This is a genomic window from Streptomyces sp. NPDC020742, assembly GCF_040641675.1.
Classification (GTDB): Bacteria; Actinomycetota; Actinomycetes; order Streptomycetales; family Streptomycetaceae; genus Streptomyces.
Map to the genome: position 1 here is coordinate 1 of NZ_JBFAEA010000016.1, position 15,780 is coordinate 15,780.

Annotated in this window: 11 protein-coding genes and 3 pseudogenes; 5 read left to right on the forward strand and 9 right to left on the reverse strand. The window is 66.6% G+C overall.

Going from position 1 to position 15,780, the window contains the following annotated elements; translation table 11 throughout:
- Positions 1–966: 966 nt before the first annotated feature.
- Positions 967–1,575, reverse strand: coding sequence for a hypothetical protein (locus AB0G84_RS24605; protein WP_361324620.1), 609 nt, complete (start codon positions 1,573–1,575; stop codon positions 967–969).
- Between the two features lie 742 nt (positions 1,576–2,317).
- On the opposite strand from AB0G84_RS24605, the gene AB0G84_RS24610 reads away from it, so the two are divergent.
- On the forward strand, positions 2,318–2,440 hold the full coding sequence (locus tag AB0G84_RS24610; protein ID WP_361324623.1) for a hypothetical protein: 123 nt from the start codon (positions 2,318–2,320) through the stop codon (positions 2,438–2,440).
- Between the two features lie 557 nt (positions 2,441–2,997).
- On the opposite strand, the gene AB0G84_RS24615 is transcribed toward AB0G84_RS24610, so the two are convergent.
- From AB0G84_RS24615 to AB0G84_RS24635, 5 genes and pseudogenes are all read right to left on the reverse strand, one after another.
- Positions 2,998–3,672, reverse strand: coding sequence for a transposase (locus AB0G84_RS24615; RefSeq protein ID WP_361324626.1), 675 nt, complete (start codon positions 3,670–3,672; stop codon positions 2,998–3,000).
- A 151-nt stretch (positions 3,673–3,823) separates the two neighbouring features.
- Positions 3,824–4,735 (reverse strand): phosphotransferase, encoded by a 912-nt coding sequence (locus AB0G84_RS24620; RefSeq protein WP_361324629.1) that lies wholly within the window; start codon positions 4,733–4,735, stop codon positions 3,824–3,826.
- Complete coding sequence (locus tag AB0G84_RS24625; RefSeq protein WP_361324632.1) at positions 4,722–5,171, reverse strand: hypothetical protein; 450 nt, start codon at positions 5,169–5,171, stop codon at positions 4,722–4,724. Before AB0G84_RS24625 ends, AB0G84_RS24620 begins: the two co-directional genes overlap by 14 nt.
- Before the next feature lie 469 nt (positions 5,172–5,640).
- A pseudogene (locus tag AB0G84_RS24630) lies at positions 5,641–5,826 on the reverse strand (transposase); the annotation flags it as partial.
- Positions 5,827–5,878: 52 nt separating this feature from the next.
- Positions 5,879–6,406: a DapH/DapD/GlmU-related protein gene (locus AB0G84_RS24635; protein WP_361324635.1), complete on the reverse strand. Its 528-nt coding sequence runs from the start codon at positions 6,404–6,406 to the stop codon at positions 5,879–5,881.
- Positions 6,407–6,520: 114 nt separating this feature from the next.
- On the opposite strand from AB0G84_RS24635, the pseudogene AB0G84_RS24640 reads away from it, so the two are divergent.
- A pseudogene (locus AB0G84_RS24640) lies at positions 6,521–6,769 on the forward strand (LysR family transcriptional regulator); the annotation flags it as partial.
- 39 nt (positions 6,770–6,808) lie between these two features.
- Here AB0G84_RS24640 and AB0G84_RS24645 read toward each other — a convergent pair.
- Positions 6,809–7,174: pseudogene (locus tag AB0G84_RS24645) on the reverse strand (transposase family protein); the annotation flags it as partial.
- 552 nt (positions 7,175–7,726) lie between these two features.
- On the opposite strand from AB0G84_RS24645, the gene AB0G84_RS24650 reads away from it, so the two are divergent.
- The 3 genes from AB0G84_RS24650 to AB0G84_RS24660 all read left to right on the forward strand — a co-directional run bounded on the left by AB0G84_RS24650 (position 7,727) and on the right by AB0G84_RS24660 (position 12,451).
- The gene (locus AB0G84_RS24650) at positions 7,727–10,888 is read left to right on the forward strand and encodes an amino acid adenylation domain-containing protein (protein ID WP_361324637.1); all 3,162 of its coding nucleotides are present in this window, start codon (positions 7,727–7,729) and stop codon (positions 10,886–10,888) included.
- A 287-nt stretch (positions 10,889–11,175) separates the two neighbouring features.
- Positions 11,176–12,222: a MupA/Atu3671 family FMN-dependent luciferase-like monooxygenase gene (locus tag AB0G84_RS24655; protein WP_361324640.1), complete on the forward strand. Its 1,047-nt coding sequence runs from the start codon at positions 11,176–11,178 to the stop codon at positions 12,220–12,222.
- A gap of 34 nt (positions 12,223–12,256) precedes the next feature.
- The gene (locus AB0G84_RS24660) at positions 12,257–12,451 is read left to right on the forward strand and encodes a hypothetical protein (protein WP_361324643.1); all 195 of its coding nucleotides are present in this window, start codon (positions 12,257–12,259) and stop codon (positions 12,449–12,451) included.
- A 643-nt stretch (positions 12,452–13,094) separates the two neighbouring features.
- On the opposite strand, the gene AB0G84_RS24665 is transcribed toward AB0G84_RS24660, so the two are convergent.
- Both AB0G84_RS24665 and AB0G84_RS24670 read right to left on the reverse strand, forming a co-directional pair.
- The gene (locus AB0G84_RS24665) at positions 13,095–14,303 is read right to left on the reverse strand and encodes a serine hydrolase domain-containing protein (RefSeq protein WP_361324646.1); all 1,209 of its coding nucleotides are present in this window, start codon (positions 14,301–14,303) and stop codon (positions 13,095–13,097) included.
- Between the two features lie 58 nt (positions 14,304–14,361).
- Entirely contained in the window at positions 14,362–15,771 is a 1,410-nt protein-coding gene (locus tag AB0G84_RS24670; RefSeq protein WP_361324648.1) for a condensation domain-containing protein, read from the reverse strand.
- Positions 15,772–15,780: the final 9 nt, after the last annotated feature.

Consider the following 15,780-nt stretch of genomic DNA (forward strand, 5'->3'; position numbering starts at 1 on the left):
CGGAGCGCGGCCGCCGACCGCACCCGAAGCGGGGTTTGCGCAGGTCAGAGCCTCAGCATGGAGGCGACGTGGACGATCGCGTGCCCTGGCTTGCCGTAGCTCACCGTGATCTGCTGGTACGGATGTGGTGCCTTGCTCGTGATCAGGGCCGGGGTCTTCTGGCCCGGAGAAGCGGGGTTGCGGGGTGGGCGCGGACAGCTCACTCACGCGCTCCACGCTCTCAGATCTCACTGTCCCTTCCACAGGGCCTTGCGCCGGACGACTATCCCCGAAGCAGGGCTTCGGCGTAGTCGGCGGGCATCCGTTTCGTGGCCACTTGCAGTGAAGGGAGTACGAGCGGACGGTTCCTTTCTCATGTCTATTTCGCCTCGGTGGCCTGCGTCTCCGCGCACCGTCGGGCGGAGCCAGCCGACGGTGCCGGGGAATGGCCCCTGCCTGGCTGAAGAGACGGGTGCAGATGCGGACGACGCTCGTGCATGGGATGAGCGGCTGGGCTGGGCGTTCGGGCTGATAGCAGATCATCCGGCTGCGAGGAGTGCGGCACGCGCTGGCCGCCGTCCTCGACCTGACCGCGTGCGCGGTGGCGGACCGACAGCGCACCCCGCGCTATGGCGACCTGGCGCAACCTCGCGGTCGGCGCCCTGCGAATGAACGGCGCGAAGAACATCGCCTCCGGCCGTCGCCGCAATGCGCGTGACGCCCGCCGACCCCTCACACTCCTCGGCCTCGTCTGAGCACGAAGTGGACCTCGCTCGACTACGCCGAAGCCCTGAGGGCTGTCGCAGAAATAACTTCAGACTTTGATCTTGGTCAGGCGGGCTGTCTCGCGAGGTCATCGAGTGGAACGGCGCTTCGGCGTTCGTGAGTTATTTTCCGACGGCTCCCTGGGCCCGCTCAGGGGTCGACCGGGGCCGGCGCATGCGTTCTCGGCGTTCTCTCAGGCCGAGACCGAGAGGTAACGCCGCCTCAGATGGTCGGGGTGTCGTCAACAACCGGCCTGTGAATCTCAACGACCGGCTTCCACCCCGCGGAGAACTCGATGAAGTCCGCACGGGTGGGGTAGGTGTCGACCGCGCGACGGTCACGCTTGGGGCTGTCGCTCCCCTTGCGCCCCCGGGGAATCTGCTCCTCGAAGATGTCGACCTTCACGTCGGGAACCTCCTTGAGGCCCTGGCGCCAGATCTGCACGACGTCGGCGCCGAAGGCTTGCCGGGCTGCAGCGTAAAGGGCCGTGAGGGCCCCCTTGTCCCCACTAGGGACGAAAAGCGCCAGGTCCAGCACGACACCGGCGGACTGGAGGACCTCGATGGTCACCGAGCCGTTCTCGTCGGCCAAGTAGATTCCGGCTTCATTCTCGTCGTCGGGAAGGCAGGAGACCACTTCCTGGAATATGGTTCTCGCCGTGACCGAGCCGCCCTCGAAATCCTCACCGGACTTGGTCAGAAAAGCAGGGACATAGCAGTCGGGAAGCTTGAGTTCTGCCGTGTCGGCGGAAACGAAGAGCCTGTCTTTCACGCCGAGCTTCGCCACCTCTTCCAGCGAGAGGCGGCGAGCGGCGATCTTCTCCGTGTTCACGTTTTCCCTTTCAGGTTGCATTGTCCCTCCGAACAAGGACGCTACCACGAAACCCTGAGGTCAACTGCCCAGCAATCTTTGGGTAAATGGCCCTCGATGACCTGCACGGGAGGATACCGAAGCGAGTGCCACTCGGCCGGGAACACGCATCCGCCAGGTAGTGTCCCTCGCCGTGCTGTTGCGGATCAACTGGCGGCTGCATTTCGGTGCGTTGGGCAGTGCGGAGGAACCAAAAGAGAGCTTACGGCAGATACCACCCATATCCCCCTTCGGGGAGGTGGCGGTGCGGTAAGGCGATCCATTCGTCGTGCATCTCGAAGAGCGCAGCGGAAACCAACCGGATGGTCCGACAACGCAACAACGGAGACCCCCACCGGCAACATCTGGATGAAGCGCGAACCGGAAGTCGCGTACTACCGTCGCGCCCTCTTCGTTCAGGACTCGGCGTAGTCGACTGACGTCCGCTTGCTGACGCCTCGTCATGTTGAGGGGGGTTGGGTACACAGCAGGCACGGGCGTCCGCGATCACGGGCGCGCCGGTGGGGAAGCTGGTCCGTCCCCGTGCTCTCGCCGGAACACCCACAGAGGCCACGGAGCCCACAACGGGTCTCCAGCGCCCCTGCATGGCGTCTATTTGCTCTTGTCTCCGTGAGGCGTGGGCGGCACTGTGTGTGGCTCGTATCGGAGGGAGCGAACGCGTGAGGGATCAGCGAAGCTCCTCGAAGGACGCAGTGAACTGCTCGTGGTGGTCGAGGTGCTGTCCGGCGTCCACGTTCGCAACGACGCGAGCATGTCCGACCCGCCACCGGACGCCACAGGCGACACCCAGCCCGACGGTGACTGCCTCAACCACCCCGCCGATTAACCGCCCCGCTGGGCCGTGCGGCATATGCCGCACGGCCCGCCGCTCGTGGCCCGGCACACACAGAGGAGCGCTGTGGAACACCGGCTTATCCGTGAGGTCGAGGAAGCCCTGGGGTGGAGCGGCCCCGAGCCGCTGGGCGAGCAGTTCGCCCGCGGGAGCATCGCTCACCCGGATGCGCGGCCGCCGGCCGCGCCCGGAGGATGGTTTGTGCAGGTCAGAGACTCGCCGTGGAGACTGCGCAGGCGATTGCGCGACCTGGATTGTGGTAGCTCATCGTGATCCGGTGGTGCGGATGCGGTGCCTTGCCTGTGCTCAGGAGCGGGGTCTTCTGGCCAAGAGAAGCGGCGTTGCGGGGTGTGCGCCGACATCTCACTCAGGCCCTGCACGCTCTCAAATCTCACAATTTTCCACATGCTGAGTTGGAGCCCCGTGCAGGCCACCCATGCTGCGGCGGCTTCGCGAAGATCTTCCACGTCCGGCTTGATGTACCACCGCTTGGTCTGGTCAGGCATGGTTTCGCTCGGAGTGAGGGAGGCATGCGGCGTCTTGTGTCCGCTTCATGACGGAGGGGTGCGCGGTGGCGTCGGTGCTGGGAATGCGGGAGGAGCGGGAGGCGGCTGCCCGCGTGCGGGTGGAGGGCCTGCGGGAGGAAGCCGCGCGGTTGGCTGAGGTGTTGGAGGCCGCGGAGATCGAACTGAACCGCCGAGTGGTCGCGCGGGCGGAACTGGTCGAGGCCCTGGCTGTGTCCGCCGACGGGGCGACTGCCGTGACCGGTCGCGTTCACGGACCCTCCCGCGCAGCCGGTCATGGAACTCGGCGATCAGCCCGTGCTCGCGCCAGCGGCGGAAGAAGGCGTAAACGTGGCCCCATGCGGGGAAGTCCGCGGGCATCGCCCGCCACGAGATCCCGCCCGCGACCAGGTAACGGATCGCGTCCAGCATCTGGCGGTGGCAGTAGCCCTCGGGCTGCCCGCCCCGCCCTTGGAGCCACGCCGGCACCGGCAGCAAAGGCCGGCCCTCCGCCCACTCCGCGTCCGTCATGTCCGACGGACGCCGGCGCCCCCGATCGGGATGATCGGCCGCGTTGCCGTCCACATGCGCGAGGCAATCCCACGACACGACGGACGAGTTGAAGTGAACCGGCTCGGGCGCGTACAACAACGACAACAGGGCCTCCGGGAACCGCTCGGAATGGGGTCGCACCCCCGAGCTAGCAGGAGGCCCTGCCTTCATGCGCGTACGGCTGGAAGATCACCCGACCAGGAACTCCGTTCGACTCGCAAATTCCACGATCGGTTGAGATACGGCTTCTAAGGAGCCTTGACACAGTCCCGGTACGCCTGCGCCACACGTTCCAGCGACAACAAACGCGACATCACATCACTCACCGCCCTCTCAGGACCCGGTCGAGCGCCGCCCGTCCCGCCGGACCCCAAGCCGGCTTGCCGCCGGGCAGGCCGCGGTCCCCGTTCTGGCCCATCAGCATCAGGAAGAGGCTCTTCAGTGCGGCCAGCCCGCGGGCGCGCCGCACCGTCGCCTCGTCAGCCTCCGCGTACGCGGCGAAGAAGCGTGCGGCCGCGCCCTCCGGCAGCAGCACCCAGGCGGCCGCCAGGTCCAACGCCGGGTCGCCGACGTACATGTCACCGAAGTCGACCACGCCCGCCAGCGTCCCGTCCGCGACGACGACGTTCGCGGGATGCAGGTCGCCGTGCACCCACACGGGCGGCCCCTCCCATGCGGGGGCCGCGACAGCGTCCTCCCAGATAGCCCAGACGTCGGCGGCATCGGAGCCGATCGCGTCAGCGTCGACGGAGTCGAAGAACTGGTGGAAGCCGTCCGTGCAGTCCTTGGGGTGCGCGCCGCGGCCCGTATCAGCCGGTGCGTCGGCGGGCGCTGCCACGTGCAGCGCCCGCAGGAATGCCGCCAGGGTGTCGGCCGCATGCTCGCCACGGGTGATCGACCCATGGTCCAGCGGCAGGCCCGGCACCCACGTCATGACCGTCCACAGCTTGGGAAAACGCTCGGAGGGCGCACCACTCCGCACCGGGACCGGAATTGGCAGCGGCAGGCGTGGGGCGAGCAGTGGCAGCCACCGGCGCTCCTTGAGCTGGTGATCCGGCTCGGTGTCCATGCGCTGGATCCGCACGGCCAGCTCGTCCCCGAGGCGCCACATCTCGTTGCCCCAGCCGCCCTCCACCTTGCGGAGGGGCAGCTCGGCCAGGTCCGGGTGCTGGTCCCGCAGCAGGTGGCGGATAAGACCCGCGGTGATCTCGGGCTCGGTCTCAATCTCGGTCATTGGTGGTTGGAGGCGCAGTACTCCTTGCGGGCCCGTGCCCTCCGTCCCCTTTCAATCCTAGTGTGCGGCGCAGTTCTCCCGTACACGACTTTCTGGTGATCTTCTTGTCCGTGTTACGCGGCCACCGGGTGCCTGGCGTCCCGCCGAGGCAGTAGATCCCTTGGCCGTGGAAGCCCTGCCTCGTCCGTTGTTTCGCCTGTCCGGCCCGCAGGTTGCGCCCACGCTTCTTGATCATCAAGCCCCTGAGGCGCCGCTCCACGTACTGATCAGCCTGGCGAAACTTGGCGGCGGCATTGCCGGTGAGGAAGTCGAAACCCTCCTGGCATTCCCTGAGGCAGGCCACCCGGGTCTTGTCCGAGTGGAGTTGCAGACGCAGCCCGCCCAGGATCTCCCGGGCCGTGATCAGGGCCGCCTCGGCCGACAGCGGCGAGATCACCCCGCCCTGCGGAGTCCCGGCACAGTGCGCCGGAACTCGCCGCCATCCAACCGTCCCGCCCACGGCCACTTGCGGATCGGCTTCAGCACCCGCTGATCCTAGGTCCTCCGCTCGACCTCGCGCATCAGCATGGCTTGATCCATCTGGCCGAAGAAGCCCGGGATATCAGCCTCGGTGACATGCCTGTCCCCCGCGGGAAGTGCACGCGGATCTGCTCCATCGCCTGCGTCGCGGACCGCTTCGGCCGAAACCCATATGAGACAGGCATGAAGTCCGCCTCCAGAATTGGCTCGATCACCATGCGGGCCGCCTGCTGGGCCACGCGATCCCGGACAGCCGGGACAGAGGCGGTACATGGCTGCATCGTCCAGGCAGCATTCGCGTTGGTTGACGGTGACGCACCCGTTTCACCCGCCGGCCGGGCGTCGGGTCGAGGCCCGTCGGCGGCCCAGCGGCGGTGGCGGGCCTACACGGTCTTCCAGGATCCGAACCTGGCTGGGAGGTCTCGCCAAGGAATACCGGTGCGGTACCGGTAGACGATCGCCTCCACAATGCGGCGGTGATCGGCCCACGGCCTGCCACGACGACTGGTGCTGGAGGGCAGCAGAGGTCGGATGCGGTCCCACTGGTCGGTCAGCCGGGCGTGACGAGGCATCAGGATCAGACCGCAGAGGTGCTGTGCACCTGGGCCGGCAGCCCGGCCGGGCTCAGTCGATCGTCTTGATCACCCGGGCGGGCACTCCCGCGACCACAGTGCCGGCAGGAACATCACGAGTGACCACCGCACCGGCGGCGACCACCGCTCCGGCACCGATGGTCACCCTCTGCGTGATCACGGCAGCCGTCCCGATCCAGACGTCGTCCTCGATGACGATCGGCGCGAAGGAGAGGTACTCGCGGCGCTCGGCCAGGGGCAGTGGATGGCCTCCGGTGATGAGGCTGACCTTCGGGGCGATCATGACGCCGTTGCCGATACGGATGCCTCCCCTGTCCATTAAGGTGCATCCCTGGTTGACGAAGACGTTCTCCCCGAACGTCGTGTTCAGCCCGTACTCGGTAAAGAACGGCGGGTAGATCATCACCGACTCCGGCAGCGGGCCACCGAACACAACAGAAAGTAGTTCCGCACGACCTTCGCTGTCGCTGAACGGAAGCACGTTCAGTCGAGACGTCGCATCGGTCACCTCCACGATCCGCTCCGCATGACGCGCGAACTCAGGCGTCTGGACATACATAGCCTGCTCTGTGCGGGTAGACATGCGCTGATCCCACCACCGCGCAGAACACCCGATCAAACAACCCTGCACCACACCAGACACAACTAATGGTTGTGGAAGCAGGGTGGAAGTGTGGATGTTGAAGCGCTGCGGACGTTCGTGGCCGTCGCCGAGACCGGCCAGTTCCAGGCTGCGGCCGACGAGCTGGGGATCAGCCAGCAGACGGTCTCCAAGCGGGTCGCGGCTCTGGAGAGGCACATCGAGGTCACGCTCCTGGTGCGGACCTCCCGAGGCTCCCGGCTGAGCCTGGACGGGCAGGTCTTCCTGCCGCACGCCAAGAAGGTCCTGGCGGCCATCGAGCAGGCCGTGCACCCCGGCAGCGCCCCTTGTTGGGGCCGAGCGCGTCGATGCGACCGCAGGGCGGGTGTCGGCGTCGATGACGACCTGGTGGTTGGTGGAGTACCTGTAGTTCTTCGACGGCTCGGCGACCTGGTGGTCGCGGATGGGGACCAGGGTCCCGTCCACGATCAGCACGGAGAACCGGCGGTACCCCTTGCAGGGCTGGAGCGCGAGCGTCGGCCCGAGGTGGTCCCGATGATGCGGTCGGTGGCCGACTTTGACACCCCAAAGAGCGGGGCTAGTTGACGCAGCGTCAGGTTGGGGCGTCCTCTGTACGCGGCGACCAGCAGGACCCGGTCCTCCAGCGGCAGGCTCCAGGGTCGGCACCGGATCCGCCCCTTCACGCCGCAGCGCGGTGATCAGCTTGCCGAACTGCCGCGGGCTCAGCCCGGTTTACGGGGCTATCCAGGACGGCTCCAACGCCGTGATCACACCAGCCACACCAAGATCACCTCACCCGTGACCAGTAGTTACGGGACAGCCCTTAAAGCGAGGCCATTACTCCATGGCCGAAGAGCCAATAGGCAAGGCGCAGGCCCAGTAGAAGTATTATTTCGGATTCCAACACATTGATATCCGTTCGCTGCAGTGACTTTCCTGAGATGAAAAGGCATTGAAGGGCTGCAACACCACCGAGGCGCCGCTGGCGTCCTGCATACCCAAGGAAAGGCAGTCGCGGCCTTCACCGCGTGACGGCAGGAGATGGAGGTTCTTGGCGGAGGAATTGGCCGACGTCGTGCTCTACGTAGCGAGCATCGCCGAGATGACCGACCTCGATCTGCAGTACGCAGGCACGAACGCGGCACGCCCTGAGAGGCGTTGGACGCCGAGAAGGTGAAGGTGCTGAGCATGGCCGGGAACCCGACTCCAGAGAGGCCGACAGCGATGCTCAGCGGGAACGGTACGGCGCGTCCCACGCTGGTCCGGCAGCCGCGTCCCATGCTGATCCCACTGTCACCCGCCCAACGGCAACTATGGATTCTTGACATTGTCTCGGGAGGTGCGGATCGCGCACCAATGGCGCACCATATCCCGTTGGTGCGGCGCCTATCCGGACGGCTCAACTCCGCTGCCCTGCGGAGCGCACTCGGTGACGTGGTGACGCGGCACGAGGTGCTGCGCACCGTCTTTCCCAGAACGGAGTCCGGAACCACCTACCTCGCCCACCAGGTCATCCTCAGCACCTTCAAGCCCGCGCTGCCCGTTACGGACATCTCGCCCGAGAGACTGGATGAAGCGCTGGCGACCGAGGCGGCACGCAGATTTGATCTGACGGCTGAGCCGCCGATCCGCTGCCATCTGTTCGCTGTCTCACCGGACGAGCATGTGTTGCTGATAACGATCCATCACATCGCGATGGATCGCTTGTCTTGCGGCCCGCTGGCCGCGGATCTCTCACTGGCCTACACCGCACGGTCCCAAGGGCGAGAGCCCAGCTTTGAGCCGCTGGCCGCCCAGTTCGCCGACTATGTCCTGTGGCAGCAGCGCATGCTGGGCGACGAACGCGATGCCGACAGCCTGGCGAGTTCGCAGCTCGCCTTCTGGCGGCGGACGCTTGCCGGCCTGCCGGATCAGCTGGAACTCCCGACCGATCGACCCCGCCCGGCCGAGGCGAGTCGGCGCGGCTCGACCGTTCCGATCCGGCTTGACGCTGCGCTGCATACCCGGCTGATGCAACTGGCGCGCTCCACCAACACAAGCTTGTTCATGGTGCTGCAGGCCGGACTCGCCGCCATGCTCACCCGCCTCGGCGCCGGGACCGACATCCCGCTGGGCTGCCAGATGGCCGGCCGCGGCGACGCGGTCCTGGCGGACATGGTCGGCTGCTTCCTCAACCCGCTGGTGCTGCGGACCGACACATCAGGCGACCCGGCCTTCACCGAACTACTCGAACGGATCCGGAAGAGCGATCTGGCGGCCTATGCCAACGCCGACATACCATTTGACCGCGTGGTGGACGCAGTCAATCCGACGCGCTCCCTGGCCAGGCATCCGCTTTTCCAGATCATGCTGGTACTGCAGAACGCCTCGGCACGGCAATTCACTCTGCCCGGAATCGACGTCACCGAGCAATACATCCACACTGGCGGCGCCCGCTTTGACATGGTGATCGACTTTCGCGAGGAGCCCGGCGGCGACCTTGGCGGGGTCATCGAATACGCCAGCGACCTGTATGACCAGGTCAGCGTCGAGCGCTTCGCGGCGCGGCTGGTGCGCCTGCTGCGCGCATTCGCCGCGGATCCCAGCCTGCCCATCGGACAGCCGGCGCTGCTGGAACCAGCCGAATTCGAGCGCATGGCGACACAGGGACAGGGCCCCGATGTTGATGCGGAGCTGGTTCCCGTACAGAGTCTGTTCGAGGCCCAGGCGCGACGGACGCCCGACGGCCTCGCGGTGGCCTTCCGCACCCGGGAAATCAGCTACGCCGAACTCAACGCGCGAGCAGACGACCTGGCTCGGCGGATCGCCGCGCGAGGTGTCGGTCCGGAAAAGCTGGTAGCGGTGTGTATGCCCCGATCCGAATGGCTGGTCGTCGCGTTGCTAGCGGTGCTCAAGGCCGGCGGTGCCTATCTGCCGATCGACCCGGACTACCCGCCGGATCGCATCGGGTTCATCCTGGACGATGCCGCCCCTGTGCTCGCGCTCGCCACGTCCGCGACGGCTACCAGGCTTGCAGAGGGCAAGGTGCCGTGCCTGCTCCTGGACTCGGACCCGGCTGGCGACGAGCAGACCAGCGAGGGGAAGTCGGCCGATAGCGGCACCGTGGCCCAAGTCCCACCAGCAGCACCCGCCTACGTGATCTACACCTCGGGCTCGACCGGACGACCCAAGGGGGTCGTCATTTCCCACGGCGCGCTGAGCAACTTCCTCGGGGCAATGCGGGAGCGTTTCCCCCTCGGCTCCACTGACCGGTGGCTCGCGGTGACCACGATCGCCTTCGACATGTCCAACCTTGAGCTATGGCTGCCCCTGATATCCGGTGCCGGAGTCGTCCTCGCAGACCGGGACATCGTCTACGATCCGGCCGCCCTCAGCACCGTCGTCAAGTCCGCCGGGGTCACCCACATGCAGGCCACGCCATCGCTGTGGCAGTCCCAGCTCGGCGCCGACCCCGAAGGCGTGACGGGCCTCCGCATACTCGTCGGCGGAGAGGCGCTCCCGTCGGCGTTGGCAAGAGACATGGCGCAGCGGGCAGTTGAGGTCGTCAATGCCTACGGCCCCACCGAGACCACGATCTATTCAACGATGGCCGCCGTACCCCCCGCAGTCGGCCACGCTTCGATCGGGCGGCCGATCTGGAACACTCGAGCCTACGTCCTCGACGCCGGTTTACGGATGCTTCCCAGTGGCGTCGTGGGTGAGCTCTACATCGCCGGCACCGGCCTTGCCCGTGGTTACTTGAACCGTGCCGCACTGACCGCTGAACGCTTCGTGGCTGATCCATTCGGCCCGCCGGGCTCGCGGATGTACAGGACAGGCGATTTGGTGCGCTGGCAGGCCGACGGCACCCTCAGCTACATCGGCCGGGCCGACCAGCAGGTGAAGCTCCGGGGTTTCCGTATCGAGCTCGGCGAGGTAGAGAACACCCTGGCCACTCATGAGAGGGTTGCGCAGGCCGCCGTGGTGCTCCGCGAGGACCGTCCAGGAGACAAGCGGCTGGTCGGCTACGTGGTTCCCGCCGTCCCGGACGGACCGGCCGCGGCCCCTCTCGACCCAGTCGACCTGCGGGCTTTCGCGGGAGAGAAACTCCCGGGCTACATGGTGCCCGGATCGATCGTTGTGCTGAATACGCTTCCGCTGACCCCTAACGGCAAACTGGACCGCGGGGCGTTGCCAGCCCCGGAGCTACCGGATGCGACTTCCCATCAGTCTCCCGCTTCCGCGACCGAGGAACTCCTGTGCCGGTTGTTCGCGCAGGAGCTTGGCCTTACCGACGTCGGCGCCAACGTCGGGTTCTTCGACCTCGGCGGGAACAGCCTCGCTGCGATCCGGCTGGTCAGCGCCGCTCGCAAGGCCGGGCTGCCGCTGAAGGTACAAGACGTTTTCGCGCACCACAGCGCCGAGCGCCTCGCCCGTGCCGTCGGCGGTCGCTCCGGATGACAGGAACCCGTGCAGCGGGCCGAATTCGGCCCGCTCATGCGCTACGGATCGGGACGGCAATCCGTTTCCCTCTTGGCGACCGTAGACGGGCAGTCACATGGGAAGGAGCCGCTTCTCCATGACCAATCCCTTCGAGAGCCCCCAAGGCAGTTACTTAATGCCTGGACCAGATCAGTGAGAACTGGGCCGACATGCGACCGAAGAGCCTCGTGGTCGCGATGTGTTCGGACGCGCCGGAACCCGCTGTAGCAGATCACTAGCAACAGGTTGATTGCTGGAGGATAACCGTGGATTTCAGTCTTCTCTACTTCGCTCACGACGGAGCCGGCGGAAGCCGGCAGATGCCTGGCGATCTCCTGCTCGAAGGAGCACGTTTAGCAGATCGGCATGGGTTCACGGCGGTGTGGACCCCGGAACAACACCTCCATCCGTTCGGCGGGATCTATCCCAACCCTGCCCTGACAGGCGCAGCAGTCGCGGCCATCACGGACCGGGTCGAGATCAGGGCGGGGAATGTCGTTGGCCCGCTTCATGCCCCGATCAGGTTCGCCGAGGACTGGGCGGTGGTCGATAACCTCTCCAAGGGCCGGGTAGCGTTGTCCTTCGGCCCCGGCTGGCCCAGCCCCGATTTCGTCCTGCCGCCAGAGGACTATTCCCAGCGTCGGGAAGTTCTCCTGCGAACGATCGATACCGTGCGGCAGTTGTGGCGCCAGGAGGCGTTCGAACTCGCAGACGGCACCGCCGAACCAGCGACCAAACGCATTTACCCAGCCCCGGTGCGGCCCGAAGTGCCCGTCTGGCTCACGAGTGCGGGCAGCACCGAGACCTTCCAGGCAGCCGGTCAGCTCGGCGCTGGGCTTCTCACCCACCTGCTCTGCCAGAATCTGGACGAACTCGCCAAGAAGATCACTATCTATCGTGAGGCCTATACCGGGACAGCAGCGCCACGGGTAGCGCTCATGCTTCCCACCCTCCTCGGGCATGATCGCGAGATGGTACGGGAGACCGTCCGTGTCCCGTTCCTGCGCACCAAGGCGGGGCTGCTCCTGCAGGCACCAAGCGACCTCCTCCCTGGAGTAGATCCAGACGACCTCGACCCGGAAGACCTGGAGTTCGTCGTCGATCAGGCTTTCGATCGCTACTTCGAGAACGGCGGTCTGTTCGGCCAAGTGGAAGTTGCCGCGCGGCTGCTGGACAGGGTCGCCGAGATCGGCGTCGACGAGGTGGTGTGCATGATCGACCTCGACGTGGAGGCCAGCGCCGTGCGTGCCAGCCTCGGCCATCTGGCCACGCTCAAGGACGTATGGCAGACCTCGCGACCGGCCTCCGGGTAGCTTTGACGGCGTCTGCGCGGCCGGGACCTCACTCATGCGGCGCGTGGTGGCCCTGATCGAGCCCGTCATCGCCTCCTGGAAGGCTCGGCATCCCTCCGTTAGCGGCCACCAAGGCACCCGCTGGAGGCGGGAGATCGTCAACGCCCTGCCCTGCCAGTCCCGTACCGCAGTGGACCAGGGGTTCAAGACCGTCGTCATCTGTCGAGAAGACCGGCCGATGCTGTGTTGACACGGATGCCGCGCGACCCGGTGCACATGGGTGTCCACGGCACGCTGCCATTCGCGGTCGGTGAGGTCGTCGTAGCGGGCGAGGACGCCGCGCGCCGCTTTGTTCACGAGGACGTCGAGCAGTCCGTGGCGGCGCGCCCAGCCGGCGAACCACCCGGCGGCCGCGTCGCGTTCGGCTACCCAGGGCGCCTGGTGATCCTCTCCGTCCATCCCTCCATCCGCACTCTCGACCCGGAGCCGCAGCGCAAGGGCGGCCACCTGGTCCTCGCTGTCGGTACCAGAGGACCTGGCCCGCTTCTACGCCGGCCGCGGAGTCGTCCTCGGCCCGCCCCTGACCTCGGACAGGGGGCATGGGCCCGGGCAGCCGCACCCTGGTGGCCCCCGGCACCGTGCGTAAGCCCCGGATCACATGGGAGCCGTGCTCCGGCTTCGAATGCGGGGAGCAAGGGTTCGCTGCCCGGCGGCAGCGGCCAGGCAGAGGGCCGCGCAGATGAGCCACAGCCAGTCTGCGCCCATTTCGAGCAGCCGCGTGCCGACAAGGGGCGCAGCAAGCATGGCGGCGGACCACACCCCATGCCGTACACGCCGTAGTAGCGGCCGTCCGGGCATTGCACGATGAGGCAGGGCCGCCGCCTTGACGGAAGTCAGTCGACGATCGCCTGGTAGGCAGCCGTCCAGAAGTCGACGAGAGCTGGCAGTTCGAGCCCGTCCTCCCGCTGGATCATGAAGATCGTCGTCATGTCCTCGGCAGGGTCATTGCACCAGGCGGTGCCGTACTTGCCGTACCAGCCGTAGCTCCCGGCCGACGGGCCGAGGTTGGTGCGCCGGGTGCGGACCTCCATCCCGAAACCCCAGCCGAAGTCCGCGAAGTGCTCCAGCGGCCAGATCCACCTGGAGGCCGCCTTCTGCGCCGGTGTCAGGTGGTCGCTCGTCATCAACGACACCGACGGCCGTGACAGGACCCGCTCGCTGCGGTGGGTACCGCCGGCGAGCAGGGCCGAGGCAAAGGCCAGGATATCGACGGCGGTCGAGACGAGTCCGCTGGCGGGCGCCTTGAACGTTGACGGTCGCTTCCGGATGCCGTCGAGGCCTTCCTCGACGAGCTCGCCGGCGGCTTCGTCGTACACGTACGCGGCCGCCGCCCGGCCGGCGCTCGCGTCGCCCAGGCCGAAGGTGGTGTCCTTCATCCCGAGCGGCTCGCAGATCCGTTCACGCACCGCGTCTTCGAGAGACATGCCGGTGGCACGCGCGATGAGCAGGCCCGTCGCGGTGGGGCCGGTGTTGTACATCCAGCGCTCACCCGGCTGGTGGACGAGCGGGAGCGTGCCGAGTCGGCGGAGCCACTCGCCCGGCGACAGCTCAGGCTCGTCCGGGCCGTCCCCGCGATCGAGGGCATTGAGTGCGTCGCAGATCGGGACCGTTCCCGGCTCGGCCAGGATCGCGCCGGTGCCGAGGCGACAGGTGAGCAGGTCCGACAGTGTGATCGGGCGGTTCATGGGGACGGTGTCGTCCAGCGGCCCGTTCGGATCGGCGAGCACGGTCATGTCCGCCAGTTCCGGCAGGAGCGCGTCGACCGGGTCGTTGAGGCGGAGCGTGCAGTCCTCGACAAGCGTCATCGCGCAGGCGGCAACGATCGACTTCGTCATCGATGAGATACGGCAGATCGAGTCGGCTGCCATCGGTCTGCTCGCGCCCGCGCCCTCGAAGGAAAGATTGCCCACTGCCTCGATGTGAACCTCGCCATGGCGGGCGACGACGGCGGCCACGCCCGGGCTGTAGCCGGCGTCGACGCGACGCTCGAGCACGTCTCGCACACGGGTGAGCCGTTTCGCCGAAAAGCCACTCCTGGTCACCTGATCCCCTTACTCATCCATGTTGTACGTAACCGACACGAGATGACCGCGCGCATCCTCACCAAGGGAATGTCCCGGCGATTGCTTTGTCTATCAGCCCGGAAAGGCAGTCCGTTACCTCAGTAGCGGTTGCCGCGTCGAGGCGCGTACGATCGTATTCGAATACACCGGCGAGACTGCTGTCTTCCATGAATTCGATGGACAGCGCCGTGGGAAACAGGCCGGAGACAGGGCTGTCGAATTCCAGAATCGGTGCGGCGGGAGGGAATCCCGACGGTGTGGGCATCGACCGTTGGACTCCGACGAGGTCACGGGTTCCCGTTGAGCTGTTCTGCACCACGAACAGAGCGCTCGCTGCGGAAAGTTCGGGAAGGATGTCGATGAGGTCGTTGCGCGGCACGTCTTGGCGGCCGAATGCCTCGATGCAGCCCTCTCGCAACGCCGCGATCGGCGTCTCGCCTTCGGGGGCGCGCTCGATCGAGCCGAAGACGGGGACCAGGTTCATGAACAGGCCGACGCTCCGGCTGAAAGAACTAGATACGCGGCCGGACATGGGGGACCATACAGGGGAGTCGGGCGACAGGAATCCCTTTTCCTCGAGGGCGGAGCGATAGGCCGCCAGAAGCACCATGTACAAGGTCAGACCCAGCTCATCGGCACGAGCTGCCAGCTTCCTGCTGTCGTCGATGCCCCAGCGCAGCGTGATTCCGCCGAGGTCCACATGGTGAGGGCGCGGGCGCGTATCAGCCGGGCCGTCCAGGGCTTTCGGGTACCGCGAGCGGATGGCTAGGGCGGCCTCCTTGGCCCTCGCGACCCTGCGGGCCGACTGCTGCTCGGCGAATTCGCCCTGCTGGAGCGGGGCGGGCGCGTCTCCCGGGTCGTTGTACGCCTGGCACAGATCGTCCCACAGGACTCCGAGCGAGTATCCGTCGACGACGGAGTGATGCCATGACAGGACGAGAAAGTGCGTGTTCTCGCGGCCGAGTACGAGCTCGGCACGGGCCAGCGGGCCACCGACGAGGTCGAAGCCTTCGGCTCGATGCCGGCCGACGGTCTCGCTCATCGTACGTTCATCGATTGCGGCGCCACGGATGACGAGTTCACTCGTCCTCTGAGTTGCTTTCTGGCGCCACTGGCTGCTCTTCTCGCCAAAGGTGGTGCGGAGGGCGTCGTGCCTGTGCTGCAGCTTGCGCCATGCGATGCGCATTCGCGCCGGATCCACGATCCCCTTGAGCACGAAGAGTTGGTGGATGCCCGCGCAGCGGCTGTGCGGGTGGACGCGCGCGACCTCAAGAATTTCTTCCTGGAACGCAATGGTCGGGAGCCACTCGTTCTGCTCGCACCCTCCGTCCTGCGTCAGGAGGTCCAGCAACTTCTGTTGTTCTTGCGCAGAGAGCTCCTTGAGAATCCCCTCGATCTCTGCATCGGAATCGCGATCAATGTCGCGCGCATCCTGTGGTCCGGGCACGGTTCTTCT

Coding starts and splice junctions, on each gene's coding strand:
- AB0G84_RS24635 (WP_361324635.1), bottom strand. CDS start 6,406: ATGTATGTCCAGACGCCTGAGTTCGCGCGTCATGCGGAGCGGATCGTG.
- AB0G84_RS24620 (WP_361324629.1), bottom strand. CDS start 4,735: ATGACCGAGATTGAGACCGAGCCCGAGATCACCGCGGGTCTTATCCGC.
- AB0G84_RS24660 (WP_361324643.1), top strand. CDS start 12,257: ATGCGGCGCGTGGTGGCCCTGATCGAGCCCGTCATCGCCTCCTGGAAG.
- AB0G84_RS24650 (WP_361324637.1), top strand. CDS start 7,727: ATGCTGATCCCACTGTCACCCGCCCAACGGCAACTATGGATTCTTGAC.
- AB0G84_RS24615 (WP_361324626.1), bottom strand. CDS start 3,672: ATGAAGGCAGGGCCTCCTGCTAGCTCGGGGGTGCGACCCCATTCCGAG.